This is a genomic window from Streptomyces sp. SCSIO 75703, from assembly GCF_036607905.1.
GTDB lineage: Bacteria > Actinomycetota > Actinomycetes > Streptomycetales > Streptomycetaceae > Streptomyces.
The window spans coordinates 222,163-240,629 of record NZ_CP144555.1 but is presented as its reverse complement, the minus strand read 5'-3'; the positions used below and the strand labels follow the sequence as shown (position 1 = coordinate 240,629).

At 74.1% G+C, this 18,467-nt stretch carries 18 protein-coding genes; 12 read left to right on the top strand and 6 right to left on the bottom strand.

The genetic code is table 11. The features are described 5' to 3' along the window. The first annotated feature begins 263 nt into the window (after window positions 1-263). From VM636_RS01135 to VM636_RS01115, 5 genes are read left to right on the top strand one after another with little or no spacing between them, the layout of a single operon-like run. Window positions 264-2,033, top strand: coding sequence for an ATP-binding protein (locus VM636_RS01135; protein ID WP_338482954.1), 1,770 nt, complete (start codon window positions 264-266; stop codon window positions 2,031-2,033). Window positions 2,034-2,038: 5 nt separating this feature from the next. Further along, window positions 2,039-2,449 (top strand): roadblock/LC7 domain-containing protein, encoded by a 411-nt coding sequence (locus VM636_RS01130; RefSeq protein ID WP_030420414.1) that lies wholly within the window; start codon window positions 2,039-2,041, stop codon window positions 2,447-2,449. Next, window positions 2,446-2,817, top strand: a complete 372-nt coding sequence (locus tag VM636_RS01125) for a DUF742 domain-containing protein (RefSeq protein ID WP_030420415.1) — start codon at window positions 2,446-2,448, stop codon at window positions 2,815-2,817. Before VM636_RS01130 ends, VM636_RS01125 begins: the two co-directional genes overlap by 4 nt. Next, window positions 2,798-3,403 (top strand): ATP/GTP-binding protein, encoded by a 606-nt coding sequence (locus VM636_RS01120; protein WP_030420416.1) that lies wholly within the window; start codon window positions 2,798-2,800, stop codon window positions 3,401-3,403. Before VM636_RS01125 ends, VM636_RS01120 begins: the two co-directional genes overlap by 20 nt. Beyond that, entirely contained in the window at window positions 3,400-4,644 is a 1,245-nt protein-coding gene (locus tag VM636_RS01115) for a cytochrome P450 (protein ID WP_053912761.1), read from the top strand. Before VM636_RS01120 ends, VM636_RS01115 begins: the two co-directional genes overlap by 4 nt. Before the next feature lie 42 nt (window positions 4,645-4,686). Here the strand turns inward: VM636_RS01115 and VM636_RS01110 are convergent, their stop codons facing one another. Next, on the bottom strand, window positions 4,687-5,718 hold the full coding sequence (locus VM636_RS01110; protein ID WP_030420418.1) for a 7-epi-alpha-eudesmol synthase: 1,032 nt from the start codon (window positions 5,716-5,718) through the stop codon (window positions 4,687-4,689). Between the two features lie 311 nt (window positions 5,719-6,029). Here VM636_RS01110 and VM636_RS01105 point away from each other — a divergent pair, with 311 nt between their 5' ends. Further along, window positions 6,030-6,425: a VOC family protein gene (locus tag VM636_RS01105; protein ID WP_030420419.1), complete on the top strand. Its 396-nt coding sequence runs from the start codon at window positions 6,030-6,032 to the stop codon at window positions 6,423-6,425. Between the two features lie 22 nt (window positions 6,426-6,447). Here the strand turns inward: VM636_RS01105 and VM636_RS01100 are convergent, their stop codons facing one another. The 3 genes from VM636_RS01100 to VM636_RS01090 all read right to left on the bottom strand — a co-directional run bounded on the left by VM636_RS01100 (window position 6,448) and on the right by VM636_RS01090 (window position 8,741). Then, window positions 6,448-6,771 carry a DUF4235 domain-containing protein gene (locus VM636_RS01100; protein WP_338482951.1) on the bottom strand — a complete coding sequence of 108 codons (324 nt, stop codon included), beginning with the start codon at window positions 6,769-6,771 and terminating at the stop codon, window positions 6,448-6,450. Window positions 6,772-6,890: 119 nt separating this feature from the next. Then, window positions 6,891-7,916, bottom strand: a complete 1,026-nt coding sequence (locus VM636_RS01095; RefSeq protein WP_053912759.1) for a glutathione S-transferase C-terminal domain-containing protein — start codon at window positions 7,914-7,916, stop codon at window positions 6,891-6,893. A 375-nt stretch (window positions 7,917-8,291) separates the two neighbouring features. Next, window positions 8,292-8,741 carry a nitroreductase family deazaflavin-dependent oxidoreductase gene (locus VM636_RS01090; RefSeq protein WP_053912758.1) on the bottom strand — a complete coding sequence of 150 codons (450 nt, stop codon included), beginning with the start codon at window positions 8,739-8,741 and terminating at the stop codon, window positions 8,292-8,294. Window positions 8,742-9,200: 459 nt separating this feature from the next. On the opposite strand from VM636_RS01090, the gene VM636_RS01085 reads away from it, so the two are divergent. The 3 genes from VM636_RS01085 (at window position 9,201) to VM636_RS01075 (ending at window position 11,650) form a co-directional block, all read left to right on the top strand. Continuing rightward, on the top strand, window positions 9,201-10,382 hold the full coding sequence (locus tag VM636_RS01085) for a cytochrome P450 (protein WP_338482949.1): 1,182 nt from the start codon (window positions 9,201-9,203) through the stop codon (window positions 10,380-10,382). 12 nt (window positions 10,383-10,394) lie between these two features. Continuing rightward, window positions 10,395-10,601, top strand: a complete 207-nt coding sequence (locus VM636_RS01080) for a ferredoxin (RefSeq protein WP_030420424.1) — start codon at window positions 10,395-10,397, stop codon at window positions 10,599-10,601. 80 nt (window positions 10,602-10,681) lie between these two features. Beyond that, window positions 10,682-11,650 carry an aldo/keto reductase gene (locus tag VM636_RS01075; RefSeq protein ID WP_030420425.1) on the top strand — a complete coding sequence of 323 codons (969 nt, stop codon included), beginning with the start codon at window positions 10,682-10,684 and terminating at the stop codon, window positions 11,648-11,650. A gap of 90 nt (window positions 11,651-11,740) precedes the next feature. Here the strand turns inward: VM636_RS01075 and VM636_RS01070 are convergent, their stop codons facing one another. After that, window positions 11,741-12,442 (bottom strand): DUF4232 domain-containing protein, encoded by a 702-nt coding sequence (locus VM636_RS01070; protein WP_030420426.1) that lies wholly within the window; start codon window positions 12,440-12,442, stop codon window positions 11,741-11,743. A gap of 142 nt (window positions 12,443-12,584) precedes the next feature. Next, complete coding sequence (locus VM636_RS01065) at window positions 12,585-14,993, bottom strand: SpoIIE family protein phosphatase (RefSeq protein ID WP_338482947.1); 2,409 nt, start codon at window positions 14,991-14,993, stop codon at window positions 12,585-12,587. 330 nt (window positions 14,994-15,323) lie between these two features. Here VM636_RS01065 and VM636_RS01060 point away from each other — a divergent pair, with 330 nt between their 5' ends. The 3 genes from VM636_RS01060 to VM636_RS01050 all read left to right on the top strand — a co-directional run bounded on the left by VM636_RS01060 (window position 15,324) and on the right by VM636_RS01050 (window position 18,294). After that, a complete protein-coding gene (locus VM636_RS01060) occupies window positions 15,324-17,567 on the top strand; it encodes a glycoside hydrolase family 9 protein (protein ID WP_338482946.1) in 2,244 nt (747 codons plus the stop codon). A gap of 94 nt (window positions 17,568-17,661) precedes the next feature. Beyond that, the gene (locus VM636_RS01055) at window positions 17,662-17,910 is read left to right on the top strand and encodes a hypothetical protein (RefSeq protein ID WP_030420429.1); all 249 of its coding nucleotides are present in this window, start codon (window positions 17,662-17,664) and stop codon (window positions 17,908-17,910) included. A 3-nt stretch (window positions 17,911-17,913) separates the two neighbouring features. Continuing rightward, entirely contained in the window at window positions 17,914-18,294 is a 381-nt protein-coding gene (locus VM636_RS01050) for a hypothetical protein (protein ID WP_030420430.1), read from the top strand. Window positions 18,295-18,467: the final 173 nt, after the last annotated feature.

Genomic DNA, 18,467 nt, shown 5'->3' with positions numbered 1-18,467 from the left:
CCCTCTCGCCCGGCGAGCGAACGAACGCTCCCGGTGGGCCGATGTAACCGACTTTCCGGTCTTGCGGCCCATGGCGGAGCGTGACGGAATCCTCACATCCCATGATCTGCGGAATTGATCTTTTCCCCTTCGCAACCGATAAGCTCCGGACCGGCGCTGCGAGTTGACACGTCGTATGACGGGTCGATCCGTGGTGCGTACTCATGAGTGCGGTGCCCTTGCCACAACCCCCTTGTTCGACTGGTTTGCTTCGAAGGATGCAGATGGAACTCGCCACTCCGCCACCGGCGGCGCGGGCCCCTGTCGCCTGGTACAGCTGGTGGCTCATGCCACTGGGCCTGGGCGGCGGAACGGTGGCCGCCACATTCATGAGCTCGGAGCGAATAACCACCGCCGTGGCAGGTGCGGTGGCGACGGCCGCCGGCACCGCGTGCGTGCAGCTCCTGCTGCGCACCCGCGGCCGGCTCAGCCGCGCCGAGGCGGTCCACCGCGCCTCGCAGACCGAGCACTCCCAGCAGTGGCAGCAGCACGTGGCCGGCCTGGAACGCAAGTTCGCGGCCGAACGCGCCTCCCAGGAGGAACTGCTCGCCGAACGGTCGCAGAGCTACGAGACCCAGCTCACCGAGCACTCCCGCGCCTACGAGGCACGGCTGGCCGAACAGGCCGCCGCCTACGAGACCCGGGTCGCCGAGCAGGCCGAGGCGTGGCGCGAGCAGGTGGAGCGCCAGCTCGCCGCGGTCGCCCGGCTCGCCGACGAGCAGCTTCCCGGTGCGATGCGCCGGCTGCGGGCCGGTGACGCCATCGACGACATCCTGCCCGACATCGAGCGGGACGCGGAGCTCGGCGTCGAGCTCCAGACCGAGCTGCGCAAAGTCCTGCGGACGGCGCTCATCGGCCTGGAGGCGGAGTTCGACCGCTCCACGTCGGCCGAGCAGGCGGTCATCAGCGTCGGCAACCGCATCCACGTTCTGACCAGCAAACTCCGCGGCCGGCTGCACGAGATGCAGGGCGAGCACGGGCGGCTGCCCGCCGTCGCCCGCGGCCTGATGGAACTCGACCAGGCGATCGGCCCCGCCGACTGCCTCGCCGCCAGCATCGGCGTGCTCGGCGGCTCCGACCGCCCCGGCCGCCAGTGGCAGGAGCCGCAGCGCCTGCTCAGCGTGGTGCGCGGCGGCATCGGCCGGATCAAGGACTTCCACCGCGTCCAGCTCAGCCACCTGCCCGAACTGGGCGTCGACGGCGGCCTGGTGGACCACCTCACACTGATCTTCGCGCACCTGCTGGACAACGCGGCGCGCTACTCGCCGCCCACCGAGCCCGTGGTGATCTCCGGCAAGGAGGTCCCCAACGGCGTCGGGATCGAGATCCAGGACTCCGGCAAGGGCCTCAACGAGGAGAAGAAGCGCGAGGCGGAACACGCCCTGGCGGGCACCGCCCCCGGAGCGGGCCTCGGCGGCATCTCCGAGGACGCCAACATCGGCCTTCGGGTCGTCGGCACCCTCGCCCGCCGCTACGGCATCCGCGTCACCTTCGCGGACTCGCCCTGGCTCGGCACCTCGGTCGTGGTCGTCGTACCGCACAAGTACTTCAGCCCGCTGCCCACGGCGGCCACCCCGCCGGCCGCCCCCGCCCCGCCGAGCGGCCCGGCCGCCCCCGAGGCCCCGCCGGTCCCGGCCGGCGTCCCCGGCCCCGACGACGCCGGTACCCTCGGTGCCCCGGCGAACCCCCCGGTTCCCGACCCCGCCGAGGAGGCCGTCGACACGACGCCCGGGGGCCTGCCCCGCCGGCGCAGCCGACGCGAACCGGCCGCCGACGCGCGGCCGGAGCGCTCCGGGAGCCCCGACCGTACCGGCCGGACCGAGGGGACAGCCGTCTCCGCGGTACCGCCGGACGCATCCTTCTCCGGTCTCGCCGCCTTCGCCACCGCCTCCGGCGCGGTGGGCGGTACGTCCCCCACGCCCGAGACCGTGGAAGACCGCGAACCGAACCCCGGTGGCGCGTCCACCGAGCACCGCACTGAAGAGAGCGACTAGTCCCCATGACGCACCAGGGAACAGACGTGAGCTGGGCGCTCCGCGACCTTGTGGAGAGCATCCAGGAGATCCGCTTCGCGCTCGTTGCCTCCAGCGACGGCAAGGCCATCACCTCCTACGGCGCCGAAGACCCCGACGACGTGGACCGGTTCGCCGCCGTGGTGGCCGGCCTCCAGGCACTGGCCCAGCCGGTCGCCGAGCAGTTCCCGCAGCACGCGGGGCAGCTCCGGCTGGCGATGATCGAGGTGGACGGCGGGCACCTCTTCGTGGTCCGCGCCGGCATGGAGACCTACCTCGGCGTCCTCGCCCGCGAGGGCCTCGACCAGGGGCTGCTCGGCCATCAGATGCGGGACCTGGCACGCCGGATGGGTGAACTCCTCGGCACCACTCCGCGCCTGGAGGAGCACTCTGGATGAGTGCTCCCCGCCGACCGTCCGATCCGTCCGGGCTCGAGCGCTACTACGTCCTCACTGGTGGGCGCAGCGGGCCGGGCGGATCGGCGTCGACCCTCGACGTGGCGACCCTCGTCGTCGCCCGTGCCGTTCCTTTACCGGGCATGCAGCACGAACACACGGAGATCCTCCGGCGCTGCCGTGACCCGCTGTCGGTGGCCGAGCTCGGCGCCCACCTCCACCTGCCCTTCAACATTCTCGCGGTGCTGCTGTCGGACCTCTTGCAGGCCGGCCGCGTCGAAGCCCGTGATCCCATCCCGGCACACGACGCCGGTCGCGGGCCCGACCTCGCGCTCCTTGAGGAGGTACTCAGTGGACTTCAAAGGCTTTGACCGATCCGGGCGGCCGGAGGCCGGGGACACCCGCTCGGTGAAAGTGATGATCGCCGGAGGGTTCGGTACGGGCAAGACCACCATGGTGCGCTCGGTCAGCGACATCAAGCCGCTGACCACGGAGGAGACGCTCACCCAGGCCAGCGCCGACGTCGACCACCTGATCGGGGTCGCCGACAAGACGCAGACCACGGTCAGCCTGGACTTCGGCAAGATCAGCCTCAACGACACACTGATGCTGTACCTGTTCGGAACGCCGGGCCAGGAACGTTTCTGGTTCCTGTGGAACGGCCTGTTCAAGGGCGCGCTCGGCGCGGTCGTCCTGGTGGACACCCGGCGGCTGGCCTCCAGCTTCCGGGCGATCGAGGAGATGGAACGGCAGAACGTGCCCTTCGTCATCGCCCTCAACGTCTTCCCGGACTCCGAGGAGTACCCGGTGGACGAGATCCGGGACGCCCTGGACATCCCCCCGCACACCCCGGTGGTCGCCTTCGACGCCCGTGACCGGTCGGCGAGCCGCGACGTGCTCGTCACCCTCATCCGGCATCTGAAGGACCGGTCGGCCGCCGCACTGGAGCCCCGATGAACGACCAGACCCCGCCCGAGTCCTCCGGCGGCGGGTGCCCCGTCGCCCACGGCGGCGGAGCCACCCGGCTCTACGGCCCGGAGGCGGCGACCGACCCCCACGGCATCTACGCGCGGCTGCGCAAGGAGCACGGCACGGTCGCCCCCGTGCTGCTGGAGGGCGACGTCCCCGCCTGGCTGGTCCTCGGCTACCGGGAGAACCGGCGGGTGCTGGACAACCCGCTCCAGTTCAGCCGGGATTCGAGGATCTGGCGGGACTTCGCCGAAGGACGGGTGGAGCCGACGTCGCCGCTCATGCAGATGGTGGGCTGGCGGCCGGACTGCGTCTCGCAGGACGGCGAACCGCACCGCCGGCTGCGCGGGGCCGTCACCGACAACATCTACGCGGTCGCCGGGCGGGGCATCCGCCGCCACGCCACCCACTTCGCCAACAAGCTGATCGACGCGTTCGCCGTCTCCGGACGCGCCGATCTGGTCGAGGACTTCGCCGAGTACCTGCCGATGCTGGTGCTCACCCGGGTCTTCGGCCTGGCCGAGCGGGAGGGCCGCAGCCTGGCCGAGTCCAGCAGCCTGGTCCTCAAGGGCGGGGCGGACGCCCTCACGCACAACGACCGCATCATGGCGATCCTCGGCGAACTCGCCGCCCGCAAGCGGGAGGAGCCCGGTTCGGACTTCACCACCGGGCTCATCGAGCACCAGGCCGGGCTCGACGAGGACGAGATCGTCAACCACCTGCGGCTGGTGCTGATCACCGCCCACACCATGACCAGCAACGTGCTGGCGCGGGTGCTGCAGATGATCCTCACCGACACCTCGTGGCTCTCCGGGCTGGTCAGCGGCCAGCTCACCCTGGCCAGCGTGGTCGAGGAGGTGATGTGGAACCAGCCGCCGCTGACGGTGCTGCCGGGGCGGTTCGCCACCGCCGACCTGGAACTGGGCGGCTGCCCGGTCAAGGAGGGGGACCTGCTGGTGCTGGGCCTCGCGGCCGGCAACCACGATCCGGAGATCCGCCCGGACGCCGGGGTCTCGGTCCAGGGCAACGCCTCGCACCTGGCCTTCAGCGCGGGCCCGCACGAATGCCCCGCGCAGAACATCGGCCAGGCCATCATCGAGACGGCGGTGGACGTCCTGATCCACCGCCTGCCGGGACTGCGGCTCGCCGTCCCGCCGGCCGAACTCACGTCCACCGCCTCCACCTGGGAGTCGCGGCTGGACCACCTTCCGGTCGAGTTCGCCGTCTGACACCGCCGCCCGGCCGGTTCTCCCGGCCGGGCGGCGCGCGTCTCACACCGACAGCAGGTCGTCCACCGACCCGCGCCCGGCCTGCTCGGCCGTGGCCACCGGGCCCTCCTTCGACGCCGCGTAGCGGCCGCTGGTCAGGGCCCATTCGTAGTTGCCGTTGATCCAGTGCCGGATGGCCTCCACGCCCATCCATACCCGCTCCCGCTCCTCGGCGCCGAGCCCCAGTTCGTCGCACATCCGCGGGATCTCGGCCTCCAGGGCGAGGTATTCGTCCAGGGCCGTCCTGGTCATCCGGTACGCCTCGTCGGCCGCCTCGTCCCAGGAACACCCCCGCTCCCGGTGGAGCACGGCGATGAGGTTGTGACCGTCGCCGCGGCGCCGCTCCCGTTCGAAGGAGTGGATGTCGTTCATGAAGCCGATGGTGTCGGCGGCCAGGTCCCGCATCCGCTCCATCAGGGGGTGGCCCATCACCGCGGGCGGCACCTCGAAGCGGCGGCTGCGCTCGCCCGCGTCGATGCTGTGGTGGATGCCGACCGTGCGGCGGCGGAAGACGGCGTACTCGTCGAGGCCGAGCTTGCCCTCCAGCCCCCGGGCGGCCAGGTCCACCTCCTCGCAGTGCGCCACGAGGAACCGGCCCCAGGAGGCCGCGAACCGGGTCTGCCAGGTCAGGGACATGCCATCCGAGAGCTGCGCCCAGACCTCGGCCCAGGCCAGGGTGATGGGGCAGACCACGCGGGGCTCGGTGCCCGCGGGGCGCAGCGGGGTCGCGATCAGCTCGCGGGCCACCTCGGCTATGCGGTCGGCGCGGTCCGGCCGGCTCGCGTCGAACTGGTCGTCGAAGAGGAAGGCCAGGGAGAACCAGTTCATCAGGACGACCATGTCGTCCGCCGAGGCGTGGGGGTAGGTGCGGGCCGCCGCCTCGGAGAGGTCCCAGGATTGGTATTCCTCGAAACCTGCCCGGCTGCGTACCAGCCCTGTCTCGCGCACCCAGCGCAGGTGGCGCTCGCGGGCGGTCGCCAGGTGCGGACTGACGGGCGTGTCGAAGGGCATGTCGAACCGGACGTCCTGAGGCATGTGTTTCCTTTCGGGAGGCGATTGGCGCAGAGTCCCCCCGCCCTGCGAGCGGTCGGCCCGGGGGCCGCCCGCACACTCGAACCAGGCTTCGCAGTCAGAAAGTTGAACGGAGAAGCGGTAGCAGGCTGCCCCCACCGTAAATGATCTACACGACTCCCGGTGGTGATCTTCGTTACTGTGTGCTCCCGCCGGGCCCGCTAGGCTACGGGCCTTTTGCCCAACGGCCCGACTTTTTCCGCCTGTTGGGGATATCCGCAGGATACGGGGCAACGGCACGGAGGAGTTTCGCCCCCCAGAGAACCGGAGGAGACATGGCACTGGTGACCGCGGGCACGGTGGTGCTGGACTGCGCCGAGCCCGAGAGACTCGCCGCGTTCTCCGCGGACCTGCTGGACGCGCGGGAGACCGGGGCGAGCGCCGACCGGATCGAGATCAGGGCGGCGGACGGCGTCCGCATGGCCTTCCGCCGGGACGCCAACGCCACCCCGCCGAGCTGGCCCCGCCCGGAGAACTCCCTCCAGGCCCACCTGGACTTCGTCGCGGCGGACCTCGACGCGGCGGAGCGCCGGGTGGTGGCGCTGGGCGGTCGCCCGGTCGAGGCCGGCCACACGCCCGGCCCGTACGAGGAGCGCGGCTTCTGCGATCCGGCGGGCCACTCCTTCACGCTGCGCCGGGGCGCCCCGCCGACGGCGCCCAAGCAGGGCTGAGGCGGCGTCGGCGGGAGCGGGCTCACGCGCCCTCGCCGGCGCCCCCGTCCTTGCCGGACTTCTTCCCGCTCACCGGCCAGGTGCCCGTGGAACGGGCGATCGCCTTGGCGCCCGTGCGGTCCACGGCGCTGCGCACCACCGCGAAGATGGCGCCCTGCACCGCCGCGGCGAGCAGGATCTCACCCCAGCCCCGGTCCGGGTCCAGGGGCTCGGGGGCGTCGTCCTCGTGCCGGATCAGCTTCCAGGTCCGCTGGAAGGCCAGTCCGGCCAGCGCGCCGCCCAGCCAGCCCAGTACCAGGCCGGCGGGCTGGTAGGCGAGGGGCAGCTTCTGCTTCTTCTTGCCCACGTCGGTCTCCTTCGGTAGTGCCGGTGGTGCGGTGGCCCGGTCCCGGAACGGTGGCCCGGTCCCGGAACGGTGGCCCGGTCCCGGAACGGCGGCCCGGGGCCGGCCGGCGGTCCCGGGGGTCAGGGCCGGCCGGCGGCCGGCACCTCCTCGCCGGCGGGGACCGGCCCCGGCGGCGTCCCGTCCCCGAACGGACGGCCGCCCAGCTCCTCGCGGTGGTGCGGGGTCAGCCAGCCGGCCAGGTCCGGGCCGAGCGGCACGATGCCGGTCGGGTTGATGCCGGTGTGCACCTGGTAGTAGTGCCGTTTGATGTGGTCGAAGTCGACGGTGTCGCCGAAACCCGGCGTCTGGAACAGGTCGCGGACGTACGCCCACAGCACCGGGTTCTCCGCCAGCTTCCACCGGTTGCACTTGAAATGACCGTGGTAGACGGGGTCGAAGCGGACCAGCGTGGTGAAGAGCCGGATGTCCGCCTCGGTGATCGTGTCGCCCACCAGGTAGCGCTGCCGCTCCAGCCGGGGCACCAGGTGCTCCAGGCGCCGGAAGACGGCCGTGCAGGCGGCCTCGTACTCCTCCTGGCCGGTGGCGAAGCCCGCCCGGTACACCCCGTTGTTGACGTCCTCGTAGACGCCCGCCATCACCTCGTCGATCTCCTCGCGCCGGTCCGCCGGGTACAGGTCGGGCGCCCCGGGCCGGTGCAGCGCGGTCCACTCGGTGGCGAGGTCGAGCGTGATCTGCTGGAAGTCGTTGGTGACCAGCCGCCCGCTCGGCACGTCCACCACGGCGGGCACGCTCACCCCGCCCGGGTAGCCGGTCTCCCGCCGGTCGTACGCCTCGCTCAGGTAGCGGATGCCGAGAACCGGGTCCCGCCCGTCCGGGTCCAGGGTGAAGCGCCAGCTCCGGTCGTCCTGGATCGGGTCGGCGACCGCCAGGGACAGCGCGCCCTCCAGCCCGAGCAGCCGCCGCGAGACCAGGGCCCGGCTCGCCCAGGGGCAGGCCCGGCTCACCACCAGCCGGTAGCGTCCGGCCTCCACCGGCCAGCCGTCCCGGCCGTCCGCCGTGATCCGGTCGGCGAAATGGCTCCGGGACCGTTTGAAGCTCTTCCTGCCGTACGCGCTGTTGCCGGGCGTGCCGCCGTCGCCGCTCATCGGTGCTGCCTCCCTGTCGTGGTGTGCCTGGTGGACGCGTTCCCCTTTTTCGCCGACCGGCACGGGCGGACCGCCCGCCGGGGCGTCCGGACGCGGTGGCGGGAGGCGGGCGAGGCGAAGGCGCGGCGTCCCGGGGACGGGGGTGTCCCGGGAGGAAGGGCGCGTCTTCGGGGGAGGGGGCCGCCCGGCGGGCGGCGGCCGGTGCGACGGCGGGCGGGCACGGCGGACGGCCCCGCCGCGACGGGGGAACGCGGCGGGGCCTGACCCACGTCTGCCCGGCCGGCCCCGGTCCATGTGCGCCCGTCCCCGGCAATCCGCGTCCGCAGCCACCCGCCGCCCGCCGCCCGCCGCCTCGCGGGGCCGCTGGGCCGCGGGTCAGATCTGCCCGGCCGGTTCCAGGACGAAGACCGGGATCTCCCGCTCCGTCTCGCGCTGGTAGTCGGCGTACGAGGGGAAGGCCGCGACCGCCCGCTCCCACCACTCGGCCTTCTCCGCGCCGGTGACCTCACGGGCCGTCATGTCCTGCGTGACCGGGCCGTCCCGCAACTCCACGTGCGGATCGGCCTTCACGTTGTGGTACCAGACCGGGTGCTTCGGCGCCCCGCCGAGGGAGGCGACCACCGCGTACCGGCCGCCGTGCTCGACGCGCATCAGCGGCGTCTTGCGCAGCTTCCCGCTGCGCGCGCCCCGGGTGGTCAGCAGGATCACGGGCAGCCCCGTGTCCCGCAGCGTCGTCCCCTTCGTCCCGCCGGAACTCTCGTACAGCTCGACCTGCTCGCGCACCCACTGCGTCGGGCTGGGCTCGTACTCGCCCTCAAGAGGCATGGCATCCGTCCCGTCGTCGTCTCCTGTGGCTGACCGGCACCGCCGCCCCCGTCCCGCGGCGCCCGCTCCATCCCTACCGCACCCGTCCCGTCCGCGAACCCCACCGCGCACAGGGAACCGCCGGGGGCGCGCACAAGCGCCCCACCCCCGGTGCCCCGGCGGCACGCGGCGGCGGGCCGCGCGCCCCGGCGAGATCCGGCGGGACGGTGCCGCCGGCGGGAGAGCCGATCAGGCCATCCCCCTGGGACCGGCGACGCCGGCCCTCCGCCGTCCGGGGGACGCGACCGCCGCGCCGACCGGCTCCCGCGTCGCACGGCCGGCGAGTCCCCCCGCCGGTGGGGGCGATCCCCGGCCAGTTCGCTCCCGCAACGCATCTGGCCGAACTTCCCGTCGCCAGTTGGATGCCCAAGGCATCTAATGGCGGGCGTCACGACGCACCCTTCGTCTGCGAGGTCATCCATGACGGACACGGCGCAGCCCGTCGCCTTCCCCCAGGACCGGACCTGCCCCTACCAGCCGCCCGCCGGATACCGGCCGCTGCGCGAGGCCCGGCCGCTGGCCCGCGTCACGCTCTTCGACGGCAGCCCCGCCTGGCTGGTCAGCGGCCACGGCACCGCCCGGCGCCTGCTCGCCGACCGGCGGCTCTCCACCGACCGCACCCGCGACGGCTTCCCGATCACCACCGCACGCCTGGCCGGGCTGGCCCGCCGCACCACCGCCCTGCTCGGCGTCGACGACCCCGAACACCGCGCCCAGCGCAAACTGGTCCTGCCCGAGTTCACCCTCAAACGCGCCTCCGCCCTGCGCCCGCGCATCCAGGAGATCGTCGACACCCGGCTCGACGCGATGATCGCCGGCGGCCCGCCCGCCGAACTCGTCGGCGACTTCGCGCTGCCGGTGCCCTCCATGGTGATCTGCGCCCTGCTCGGCGTCCCCTACGCCGACCACGACTTCTTCGAGGAGCAGTCGCGCCGGCTGCTGCGCGGCCCCGGCTCCGCCGACGTCGCCGACGCCCGGGACCTGCTGGAGGACTACCTCGGCGACCTCGTCGACCGCAAACGGGAACACCCCGGCACCGGCCTGCTCGACGACCTCGTCCGCCAGGGCGTCGACCGCGAGCAGACCGTCGCCCTCGCGGTCATCCTCCTGATCGCCGGCCACGAGACGACCGCCAACATGATCTCGCTCGGCACCTACACCCTGCTCCGCCACCCCCAGCGCCTGGCCGAGCTGCGGGCGGACCCCTCGCTGATGCCGGGCGCCGTCGAGGAACTGATGCGCGTGCTGTCCATCGCGGACGGACTGCTCCGGCTCGCCACCGAGGACATCGAGGTCGAGGGCCGGACCATCCGGGCCGGGGACGGCGTCGTCTTCGCCGCCTCCGTCATCAACCGCGACGAGAGCGTCTACCCCGAGCCGGACACCCTCGACTGGCACCGCTCCACCCGCCACCACGTCGCCTTCGGCTTCGGCATCCACCAGTGCCTCGGCCAGAACCTGGCCCGCGCCGAACTGGAGATCGCCCTGCGCACCCTCTTCGCCCGGCTGCCCGGACTGCGCCTCGCCGCCCCCGCCGAGGAGATCCCCTTCAAGCCCGGCGACACGATCCAGGGGATGCTGGAACTCCCCGTGGCCTGGTAGGAGGGGCCGGCCATGCGGCACGACATCGGTATCGACCACGACCTGTGCATCGGCGCGGGACAGTGCGCGCTGACCGCCCCCGGCGTCTTCACCCAGGACGACGACGGGGTCAGCACCCTGCTGCCCGGCCGCGAGGACGGCGGCGGCAGCCCCCTCGTACGGGAGGCCGCGCGCGCCTGCCCGGTGGGCGCCATCACCGTCACCCCCCGCGCCGACTGACCGCCACGGGGCTGCTCCGGCCCCGCGCGGGGCCTCGGCATACCCTCCCTGCAAGTGATCCCGAGGGCAGGAGCAGCAACGTGGAGTATGTGAAGCTCGGTTCGACGGGCCTGGACGTCTCGCGCATCTGTCTGGGCTGCATGACCTACGGCGTCCCCGGCCGCGGCACGCACGAGTGGACCCTCGACGAGGACGCCTCGCGCCCGCTGATCCGGCAGGCGCTGGAGGCGGGCGTCACCTTCTTCGACACCGCCAACGTCTACTCCGACGGCACCAGCGAGGAGATCGTCGGCCGGGCACTGCGCGACTTCGCCCGCCGCGACGAGGTCGTGCTCGCCACCAAGGTGCACGGCCGGATGCGCCCCGGACCCAACGGCGCGGGGCTCTCCCGCAAGGCGATCATGACCGAGATCGACCACAGTCTCCGCCGGCTGGGCACCGACCACGTCGACCTCTACCAGATCCACCGCTACGACCCGCACACGCCCGTCGAGGAGACCATGGAGGCCCTGCACGACGTGGTGAAGGCGGGCAAGGCCCGCTACATCGGGGCCAGTTCGATGTACGCCTGGCAGTTCTCCAAGGCCCAGTACACCGCCGAGCGGCACGGCTGGACCCGCTTCGTGTCGATGCAGAACCACTACAACCTGATCTACCGCGAGGAGGAGCGCGAGATGCTGCCGCTCTGCGCGGACCAGGGCGTCGGCGTCCTGCCCTGGAGCCCGCTGGCGCGCGGACGCCTCACCCGGGACTGGGACACCGCCACCGCGCGCAGCGCCGCCGACGCCTTCGGCGGGACGCTCTACCAGGAGGGCGACCGCGCCGTCGTCGAGACCGTCGGCCGCGTCGCCGCCCGCCGCGGGGTGCCGCGCGCCCAGGTGGCCCTGGCCTGGCTCCTGCACCGGGACGGGGTGACGGCGCCGATCGTCGGCGCCTCCCGGCCGGGTCACCTGGAGGACGCGGTGGCCGCGGTCGGCCTCGCCCTGGACGCCGAGGAGATCGAGGAGCTGGAGCGGCCCTACCGCCCGCACCCCGTCGCCGGTCACTGAAGCCGGCGGCCCCCGGGACGGCACACACCGCCCGGGGGCCCGCGGGCGCCGGGGACCGGACCCCGGTGGTGACCGGCCGGTGACCGGGCGTCAGGGCCCGGTGCCCGCCTCCAGCGTGCCGAGCCGCACCGTCGACGCGTCGCCGCCCACCGGGACCTCGCCGCCCGTCCACCGCACCGTGAGGGAGTCCCGCTCGTCCGGCGGGGTGACCAGCAGCGACGCCGGCACGGCCGTCTCGGCACCGCTGATCCGGGGGCTGGAGAACGACAGCCCCGACCAGCCGCTCGCGCCCGGCGCCAGGGTCAGCGTCGCCGGTGAGGCGGGCGCGCGCACCGGGTCCGGGCCGAGCTGCCTGCCGGCGGCGTCCACGAAGGCGGCGCCCGGGTAGCCGCGCAGCGTGCAGGTCCGCTCCGAGACGTTGGTCAGCACGACGGGGAAGTTGCGCTGCCCCGCGCCCGGGTCGTCGCGGCCGACCGAGGCCCGCAACTGCGCCGTGTGACAGCGGTCGCCGGCCCGCCCCGAGGCGGAGGCGGACCCCGCGGTGTCGCCGGGCACCGCGGCGGTCGCCGGCGCGCCGTCCGGCGTGGCGCTCCCGTCCGGCGTGGCGCTCCCGCCCGGCGAGGCGCCGGTACGGCCCGCGGTGCCGCCGGCGCCGGGCGGGCGCTCGGCCGTGCCGGACGGGGTCACGCTCGCCGTGCCGCCGCCCGCACCGCAGGCGGTCAGCGCGCCCAGTACGGCGACGGCGCTCGCGATCAGGGCCGTCCGGCGGACGGGCGGGGTCGTCTTCGCCATGGCTCCTCCACACTCCCGTGGGTGGGTCGCGTACGGTCCCCGGCGCCGGTGGGTCCCGGGAACCCGTGCGTCCGGGCACCTGTGCGCGGGGCGTACGCCCGTCCCCTCCGGGTGTCCCGTCACACGGCCGGGGAAACCGCGGTCAGGTCTCGCCGCCCAGATCCAGCTCCGCCCAGATGGTCTTGCCCTCCGGGGTGTGCCGGCTGCCCCAGCGCTGGGTGAGCTGGGCGACCAGCAGCAGGCCCCGCCCGCCCTCGTCCCAGGTCCGGGCCCGGCGCAGGTGCGGGGCGGTGTGGCTGGCGTCGGAGACCTCGCAGATCAGCGTGGCCGCGTCGTGGATCAGCCGCAGCCGGATCGGCGGGGAGCCGTAGCGGATGGCGTTGGTGACCAGCTCGCTCACCACCAGCTCGGCCGTGAACGACGTCTCCACCAGCGTCCAGGCGGCGAGCTGCTCGACGACCTGCTTGCGGATGGGCGCGACCAGCGCCGGGTCGGCCGGAATGTCCCAGGTCGCCACCTGGCCGGCGGTCAGCCCGCGGGTGCGGGCCAGCAGCAGGGCCACGTCGTCCTCGATGCCGCCCGGCGGCAGCAGCGTGTGCAGCACCCGGTCGCAGGCGGCCTCCAGCGAGCCGTCGGGCCGCGCCAGCGCCTCGCCCAGCCGCCGCCAGCCGTCCGCCGCGCCGGTCCCGTCGGCGGGCGGGTCGCCCCGGCCGCTCTCGCCGCCGCCGGTCAGGCCGTCGGTGTAGAGGGCGAGCACGCTGCCCTCGCGCAGCTCCAGCTCGGCCGACTCGTACGGCAGCCCGTCCACGCCCAGCGGGGGACCGGAGGCCATCTCGACCAGCTCGGGCGGGCCGTCCGGGGGCACCAGCACCGGCGGCGGATGCCCGGCCCGCGCCAGCGCGCAGCGCCGCGACACCGGGTCGTAGACCGCGTACAGGCAGGTGGCACCGGTCTCGCCCGCGCCGTCCTCGCCGCTCTCCTCGGAGAGCCGGACCACCAGGTCGTCGAGGTGGGTGAGCAACTCGTCCGGGGTGAGGTCGATGTCGGCCAGGGTGCGCACGGCGGTGCGCAGCCGGCCCATGGTCGCGGACGCCTGGATGCCGTGGCCGACGACGTCCCCGACGACCATGGCGACCCGCATCCCGGAGAGCGGGATGACGTCGAACCAGTCGCCGCCGACCCCGGAGCGGGCCGCCGGCAGGTAGCGGGAGGCGGTCTCGACGGCGGGGCTGGCCGGGAGCGTCCGGGGGAGCAGGCTGCGCTGGAGCGTCAGCGTGGTCTCCCGCTCGCGGGAGTAGCGGCGGGCGTTGTCGATGCAGACGGCGGCGCGGGCGGTGACCTCCTCCGCCAGCAGGGCGTCGTCGTGGGTGAAGGCGCAGGGGTGGCGGTAGCGGGCGAAGACGGCGATGCCGAGGGTGGTGCCGCGGGCCTGGAGCGGTACGGACATCGTCGAGTGGATGCCGTACTCCTCGATGCGCGAGACGCGGACCGGGTCCCAGGCCCGCCACCGGTCGAGGTCGCCGGAGGGCACCGCGGAGACGACGGTGCGGCCGGTGAGCAGCGACTCGGCCTGCGGGGAGCCGGCCGGGTAGTGGTCCAGGCGGCCCGGCAGCGCCACCGCCTCGGGGCACCCCGGGGTGATGGACCGGTGGGCGGCGCGGCGCAGCGGGACCGGTGGTCCGGGCAGCCGGGCCGGTTCGCCGCCGTGCTCCTGGGCGTCGAGGAGGTCGACGCTGACGAAGTCGGCGAGCGTGGGCACGCACACGTCGGCCAGCTCCTGGGCCGTGCGGGTGACGTCGAGGGTGCTGCCGATGCGCACGCTGGCCTGGTTGACCAGTTGCAGCCGTTCTCGGGCGAGGTGCTGCTCGGTGACGTCGTGGGCGCTCACGCAGACCCCGCGCACCCGGCCGGCGGAGTCGGTGAGCGGGGAGACGCGGGCCTGCCAGGCGTGGGCGCGGGTCTCGCCGGGCGCCTGGTAGGAGGTCTGCAGGTCGGCCGGGCGCCCGGAGGCGAGGACCTCCCGCATCCGCTCCTCCAGCTCGGCGTTCTGCGGCGGTCCGCCGATGTCGGTGGGGCGCAGCCCGCGCAGGCGGTCGGGCGGCAGCTCGGTCAGCCGGGCCATCGCGTCGTTGATGCCGCGCAGCCTGAGCGACTCGTCGAAGATCATGGTGGCGCAGGGCGACTGCGTCAGCGCGGCCCGCACGAGGGGGTCGTCGGGCCGTTCGGGGCCCTGGTCCAGGGGGGAGACGACGAGCCAGTCGCCCGGGTCGCCCTGGTCGGGAGGTCTGCGGTGGGCCAGCAGCCACACCGGGACCCGGTGCCCGTCGCGGTGGCGCAGCTCCAGCGTGCCGTTCCAGCGGTCCTCGCCGGGCGGCGGGGGAGCGGCGGCGGGACCGCCGGCCAGCAGGGCCGCGGCGGGGCCGCCGACGACCTCGGCGGCGGTGTGGCCCAGCAGCAGCCGGGCGCCCTCGTTCCACTCGCGCAGGGTGCCGGAGGCGTCGACGACGGCCCGCGCCGCGGTGGCGTCGTCGAACGGGTTGACCGGGCTCATCCTCGCCACTCCATTGCGCACACTCACAGTGAACAGGCGCGTCACTCGGGTTTCCAGCGTAGGGCCTTTCTCCCGGATCCCGCGGCGGGCCGCGGCGGTTCCGGGCCCCCGGGCGGACCCGGGCGGCGCCCGTGACAAGGCGCGGAGGCCGCCCACCGGGCACCCGAGGGGGCGGGAACCGGCCGCCCCGGGAGGGTGACACGTCCGGTCCGCACCGTTGACGTCATGTCATGTCTGCTACAAACATGGGCCTTCCTGTCTTTGGGAGCGCTCCCATCGACTCGCGGAGTTCCCGGAGCGCCACCCGCATCTCCCCCGAGGAGCCCGGACGTGAAACGACGCAGAACCACGCTCGTCTGCCTGACGGCCCTGCTGGCCGCGGCCGTCACCGCACTGCCCGCCGCCCCGGCCGGCGCCGACGAGACCGAACAGATCAGGAACGGCACCTTCGACGGCGGCACCGACCCCTGGTGGTCCACGCCCAACGTCACCGCGGGACCGGACGGCGGCCGGCTCTGCGCCGACGTCCCCGGCGGCACCGGGCAGCGCTGGGACGCGGCCGTCGGCCAGAACGACCTCACCCTCGTCGCGGGGCAGTCCTACCGCCTCTCCTTCACCGCCGACGGCACCCCCGCCGGCCACGCGGTGCGCGCGGTGGTCGGCCTGGCCGTCGAGCCGTACGACACCTACCACGAGGTCAGCCCGCAGCTCAGCGTCTCCGGCGACACCTACGCGTACACCTTCACCGCGCCCGCGGACACCACCCGGGGCCAGGTCGCCTTCCAGCTCGGCGGCAGCGCCGAGCCCTGGCGGTTCTGCCTCGACGACGTCTCCCTGCTGGGCGGCGTGGCCCCCGAGCCGTACGTGCCCGACACCGGCCCCCGGGTCCGCGTCAACCAGGTCGGCTACCTGCCCGCCGGACCGAAGAACGCCACCCTCGTCACCGACGCCACCGCCCCGCTGCGCTGGCGGCTGCTGGACGCCCGGGGCCGGTCGGTCGCCGAGGGCCGCAGCGTGCCGCGCGGCACCGACGCCTCCTCGGGGCAGAACGTGCACTCCGTCGACTTCGGCTCCGTCACCCGCCGCGGCGAGGGCTACACCCTGGTCGCCGACGGGGAGACCAGCCACCCCTTCGACATCGGCACCGCCGCCTACGAGCGGCTGCGCCTCGACGCGGCGAAGTACTACTACACGCAGCGCAGCGGCACCCCCGTCCGCGACGACCTGCGGCCCGGCTACGGGCGCCCCGCCGGCCACGTGGGCGTCGCCCCCAACCAGGGCGACACCGAGGTGCCCTGCCGGCCCGGCGAGTGCGACTACGCCCTCGACGTCTCCGGCGGCTGGTACGACGCCGGCGACCACGGCAAGTACGTCGTCAACGGCGGCATCTCCACCTGGGAGCTGCTGAGCACCTACGAGCGCGCGCTGCACGCCCCCACCGGCCGTCCGGCCGGGCTCGGCGACAACACCCTCGCCATCCCCGAGAGCGGCAACAAGGTCCCGGACCTCCTCGACGAGGCCCGCTGGGAGCTGGAGTTCCTGCTGAAGATGCAGGTCCCCGCCGGACAGCCGCTGGCCGGCATGGCCCACCACAAGATCCACGACGAGCAGTGGACCGGACTGCCGCTGCTGCCCAGCGCCGACCCGCAGCCCCGGCGGCTCCACCCGCCGACCACCGCCGCCACCCTCAACCTGGCCGCCACCGCGGCCCAGGCGGCCCGCCTCTACCGGCCTTACGACCGCGCCTTCGCCGCCAGGGCCCTCGCCGCGGCCCGCACCGCCTGGTCGGCCGCGCTCGCCCACCCGGACCTGCTCGCCGACGAGAACGACGGCGTCGGCGGCGGCGCCTACCCCGACGACCGGGTCGAGGACGAGTTCTACTGGGCCGCGGCCGAGCTGTACCTGACCACCGGCGAGAAGTCCTTCGAGACCCACCTGCTGAACTCCCCCGTGCACACGGCGGACATCTTCGGCCCGCTCGGCTTCGACTGGGCCCGCACCGCCGCCGCCGGACGCCTGGACCTCGCCACCGTGCCCAACTCCCTGCCCGGCCGCGACGCCGTGCGCCGCTCCGTCGTCCAGGGCGCCGACCGCTACCTCGCCACCCTGAAGGCCCACCCCTACGGCCTGCCCTACGCCCCCGACGGCAACGTCTACGACTGGGGCTCCAGCGCCCAGGTCCTCAACAACGGCGTGGTCCTCGCCACCGCCCACGACCTCACCGGCAAGGCCGCCTACCGCGACGGCGCCCTCCAGACCATGGACTACCTCCTCGGCCGCAACGCGCTGAACATCTCCTACGTCACCGGCTACGGAGAGGTGAACGCCCACCACCAGCACAGCCGCTGGTACGCCCGTCAGCTCGACCCGTCCCTGCCCGCCCCGCCGAACGGCACCCTGGCCGGCGGGCCCAACTCGGGCATCCAGGACCCCGTGGCGCAGCGCCTCCTGCAAGGCTGCGTCGGCCAGTTCTGCTACGTCGACGACATCGAGTCCTGGGCGACCAACGAACACACCGTCAACTGGAACGCGGCCCTGGTCCGCCTGGCCTCCTACGTGGCGGACCAGGGCTGACCGGAGCGGCCCGCACACCCCTCGCGGTACCGTCGCGCCAAGGCTGTGACCTGCGCGTATTTACGGTCCAGTACCCAGGCGGTACCGTGGGGGCATGCCAGCTCTGAACGTGGAGTTCAGCGACCGCGAACTCGAAGACCTGCGGCAGATCGCCAAGGAGCGGGGAACGTCCATGAAGGCCCTGGTGCGCGAGGCCGCCGCCGCCGACATAGCCCGGCACCGGGCGCTCCAGGAGGGCGCGGAGGAGTTCCGCCGGTTCTTCTCCGCGCACGCCGAGGAGTTCGCCGCCGCCTTCCCCGACGACGAACCGCCCCCCGCCCGGGGCGAGGGACGGGCCGCCTGACCCATGCCGCCCCCCGCCCTCCACATCGACGTCCCCTGGCTGCTCCAGCGGCACGAGGAAGTGCTGCCGGAGCAGCCGGCGATCAACGACTTCTCGGCGCTGGTCGCCGCCGTCGCCCGGCACCGCGTCGACCCGCCCCGGCTCGGCGTCGACTCCGACCCCGCCTGGCGGGCCGCCGCCCTGCTGCACACCCTCGCGCTGCTGCGCCCGCTGCCCGCGGCCAACGCGCGCTTCGCCTGCGCCACGGCCGTCGCCTACATGTTCGCCAGCGGCGCCGGCATCGACCCGCCCTACGGCGCCCTGGTCGACCTCGCACGCGATCTGATGGCGGCCGACGCCGACGTGTACGCGGCGGCCGACCGGCTGCGCTCCTGGCAGATCTGACCCCGCGCCGGCCGCCTCCCGGCCGCGCCCGCGGAGCACGGCCGGATTCCGGCGGGACGCCCGCGCGAACGGGCCGGGCGGACCGGCCCGCCCGGCGCGGCAGCACATCGGCGCCCTTGTCCGGACACGGGTCCTGACCCTCATTCAAAGCCCGGACCGGGCCTTCTGGTCGC

Bases quoted from the DNA above. Each gene is read 5' to 3' on its own strand.
- VM636_RS01080 (WP_030420424.1), top strand. From the start codon at position 10,395: ATGCGGCACGACATCGGTATCGACCACGACCTGTGCATCGGCGCGGGA.
- VM636_RS01115 (WP_053912761.1), top strand. From the start codon at position 3,400: ATGAACGACCAGACCCCGCCCGAGTCCTCCGGCGGCGGGTGCCCCGTC.
- VM636_RS01070 (WP_030420426.1), bottom strand. From the start codon at position 12,442: ATGGCGAAGACGACCCCGCCCGTCCGCCGGACGGCCCTGATCGCGAGC.
- VM636_RS01125 (WP_030420415.1), top strand. From the start codon at position 2,446: ATGAGTGCTCCCCGCCGACCGTCCGATCCGTCCGGGCTCGAGCGCTAC.
- VM636_RS01110 (WP_030420418.1), bottom strand. From the start codon at position 5,718: ATGCCTCAGGACGTCCGGTTCGACATGCCCTTCGACACGCCCGTCAGT.
- VM636_RS01105 (WP_030420419.1), top strand. From the start codon at position 6,030: ATGGCACTGGTGACCGCGGGCACGGTGGTGCTGGACTGCGCCGAGCCC.
- VM636_RS01130 (WP_030420414.1), top strand. From the start codon at position 2,039: ATGACGCACCAGGGAACAGACGTGAGCTGGGCGCTCCGCGACCTTGTG.
- VM636_RS01135 (WP_338482954.1), top strand. From the start codon at position 264: ATGGAACTCGCCACTCCGCCACCGGCGGCGCGGGCCCCTGTCGCCTGG.
- VM636_RS01050 (WP_030420430.1), top strand. From the start codon at position 17,914: ATGCCGCCCCCCGCCCTCCACATCGACGTCCCCTGGCTGCTCCAGCGG.
- VM636_RS01065 (WP_338482947.1), bottom strand. From the start codon at position 14,993: ATGAGCCCGGTCAACCCGTTCGACGACGCCACCGCGGCGCGGGCCGTC.
- VM636_RS01090 (WP_053912758.1), bottom strand. From the start codon at position 8,741: ATGCCTCTTGAGGGCGAGTACGAGCCCAGCCCGACGCAGTGGGTGCGC.
- VM636_RS01055 (WP_030420429.1), top strand. From the start codon at position 17,662: ATGCCAGCTCTGAACGTGGAGTTCAGCGACCGCGAACTCGAAGACCTG.
- VM636_RS01095 (WP_053912759.1), bottom strand. From the start codon at position 7,916: ATGAGCGGCGACGGCGGCACGCCCGGCAACAGCGCGTACGGCAGGAAG.
- VM636_RS01085 (WP_338482949.1), top strand. From the start codon at position 9,201: ATGACGGACACGGCGCAGCCCGTCGCCTTCCCCCAGGACCGGACCTGC.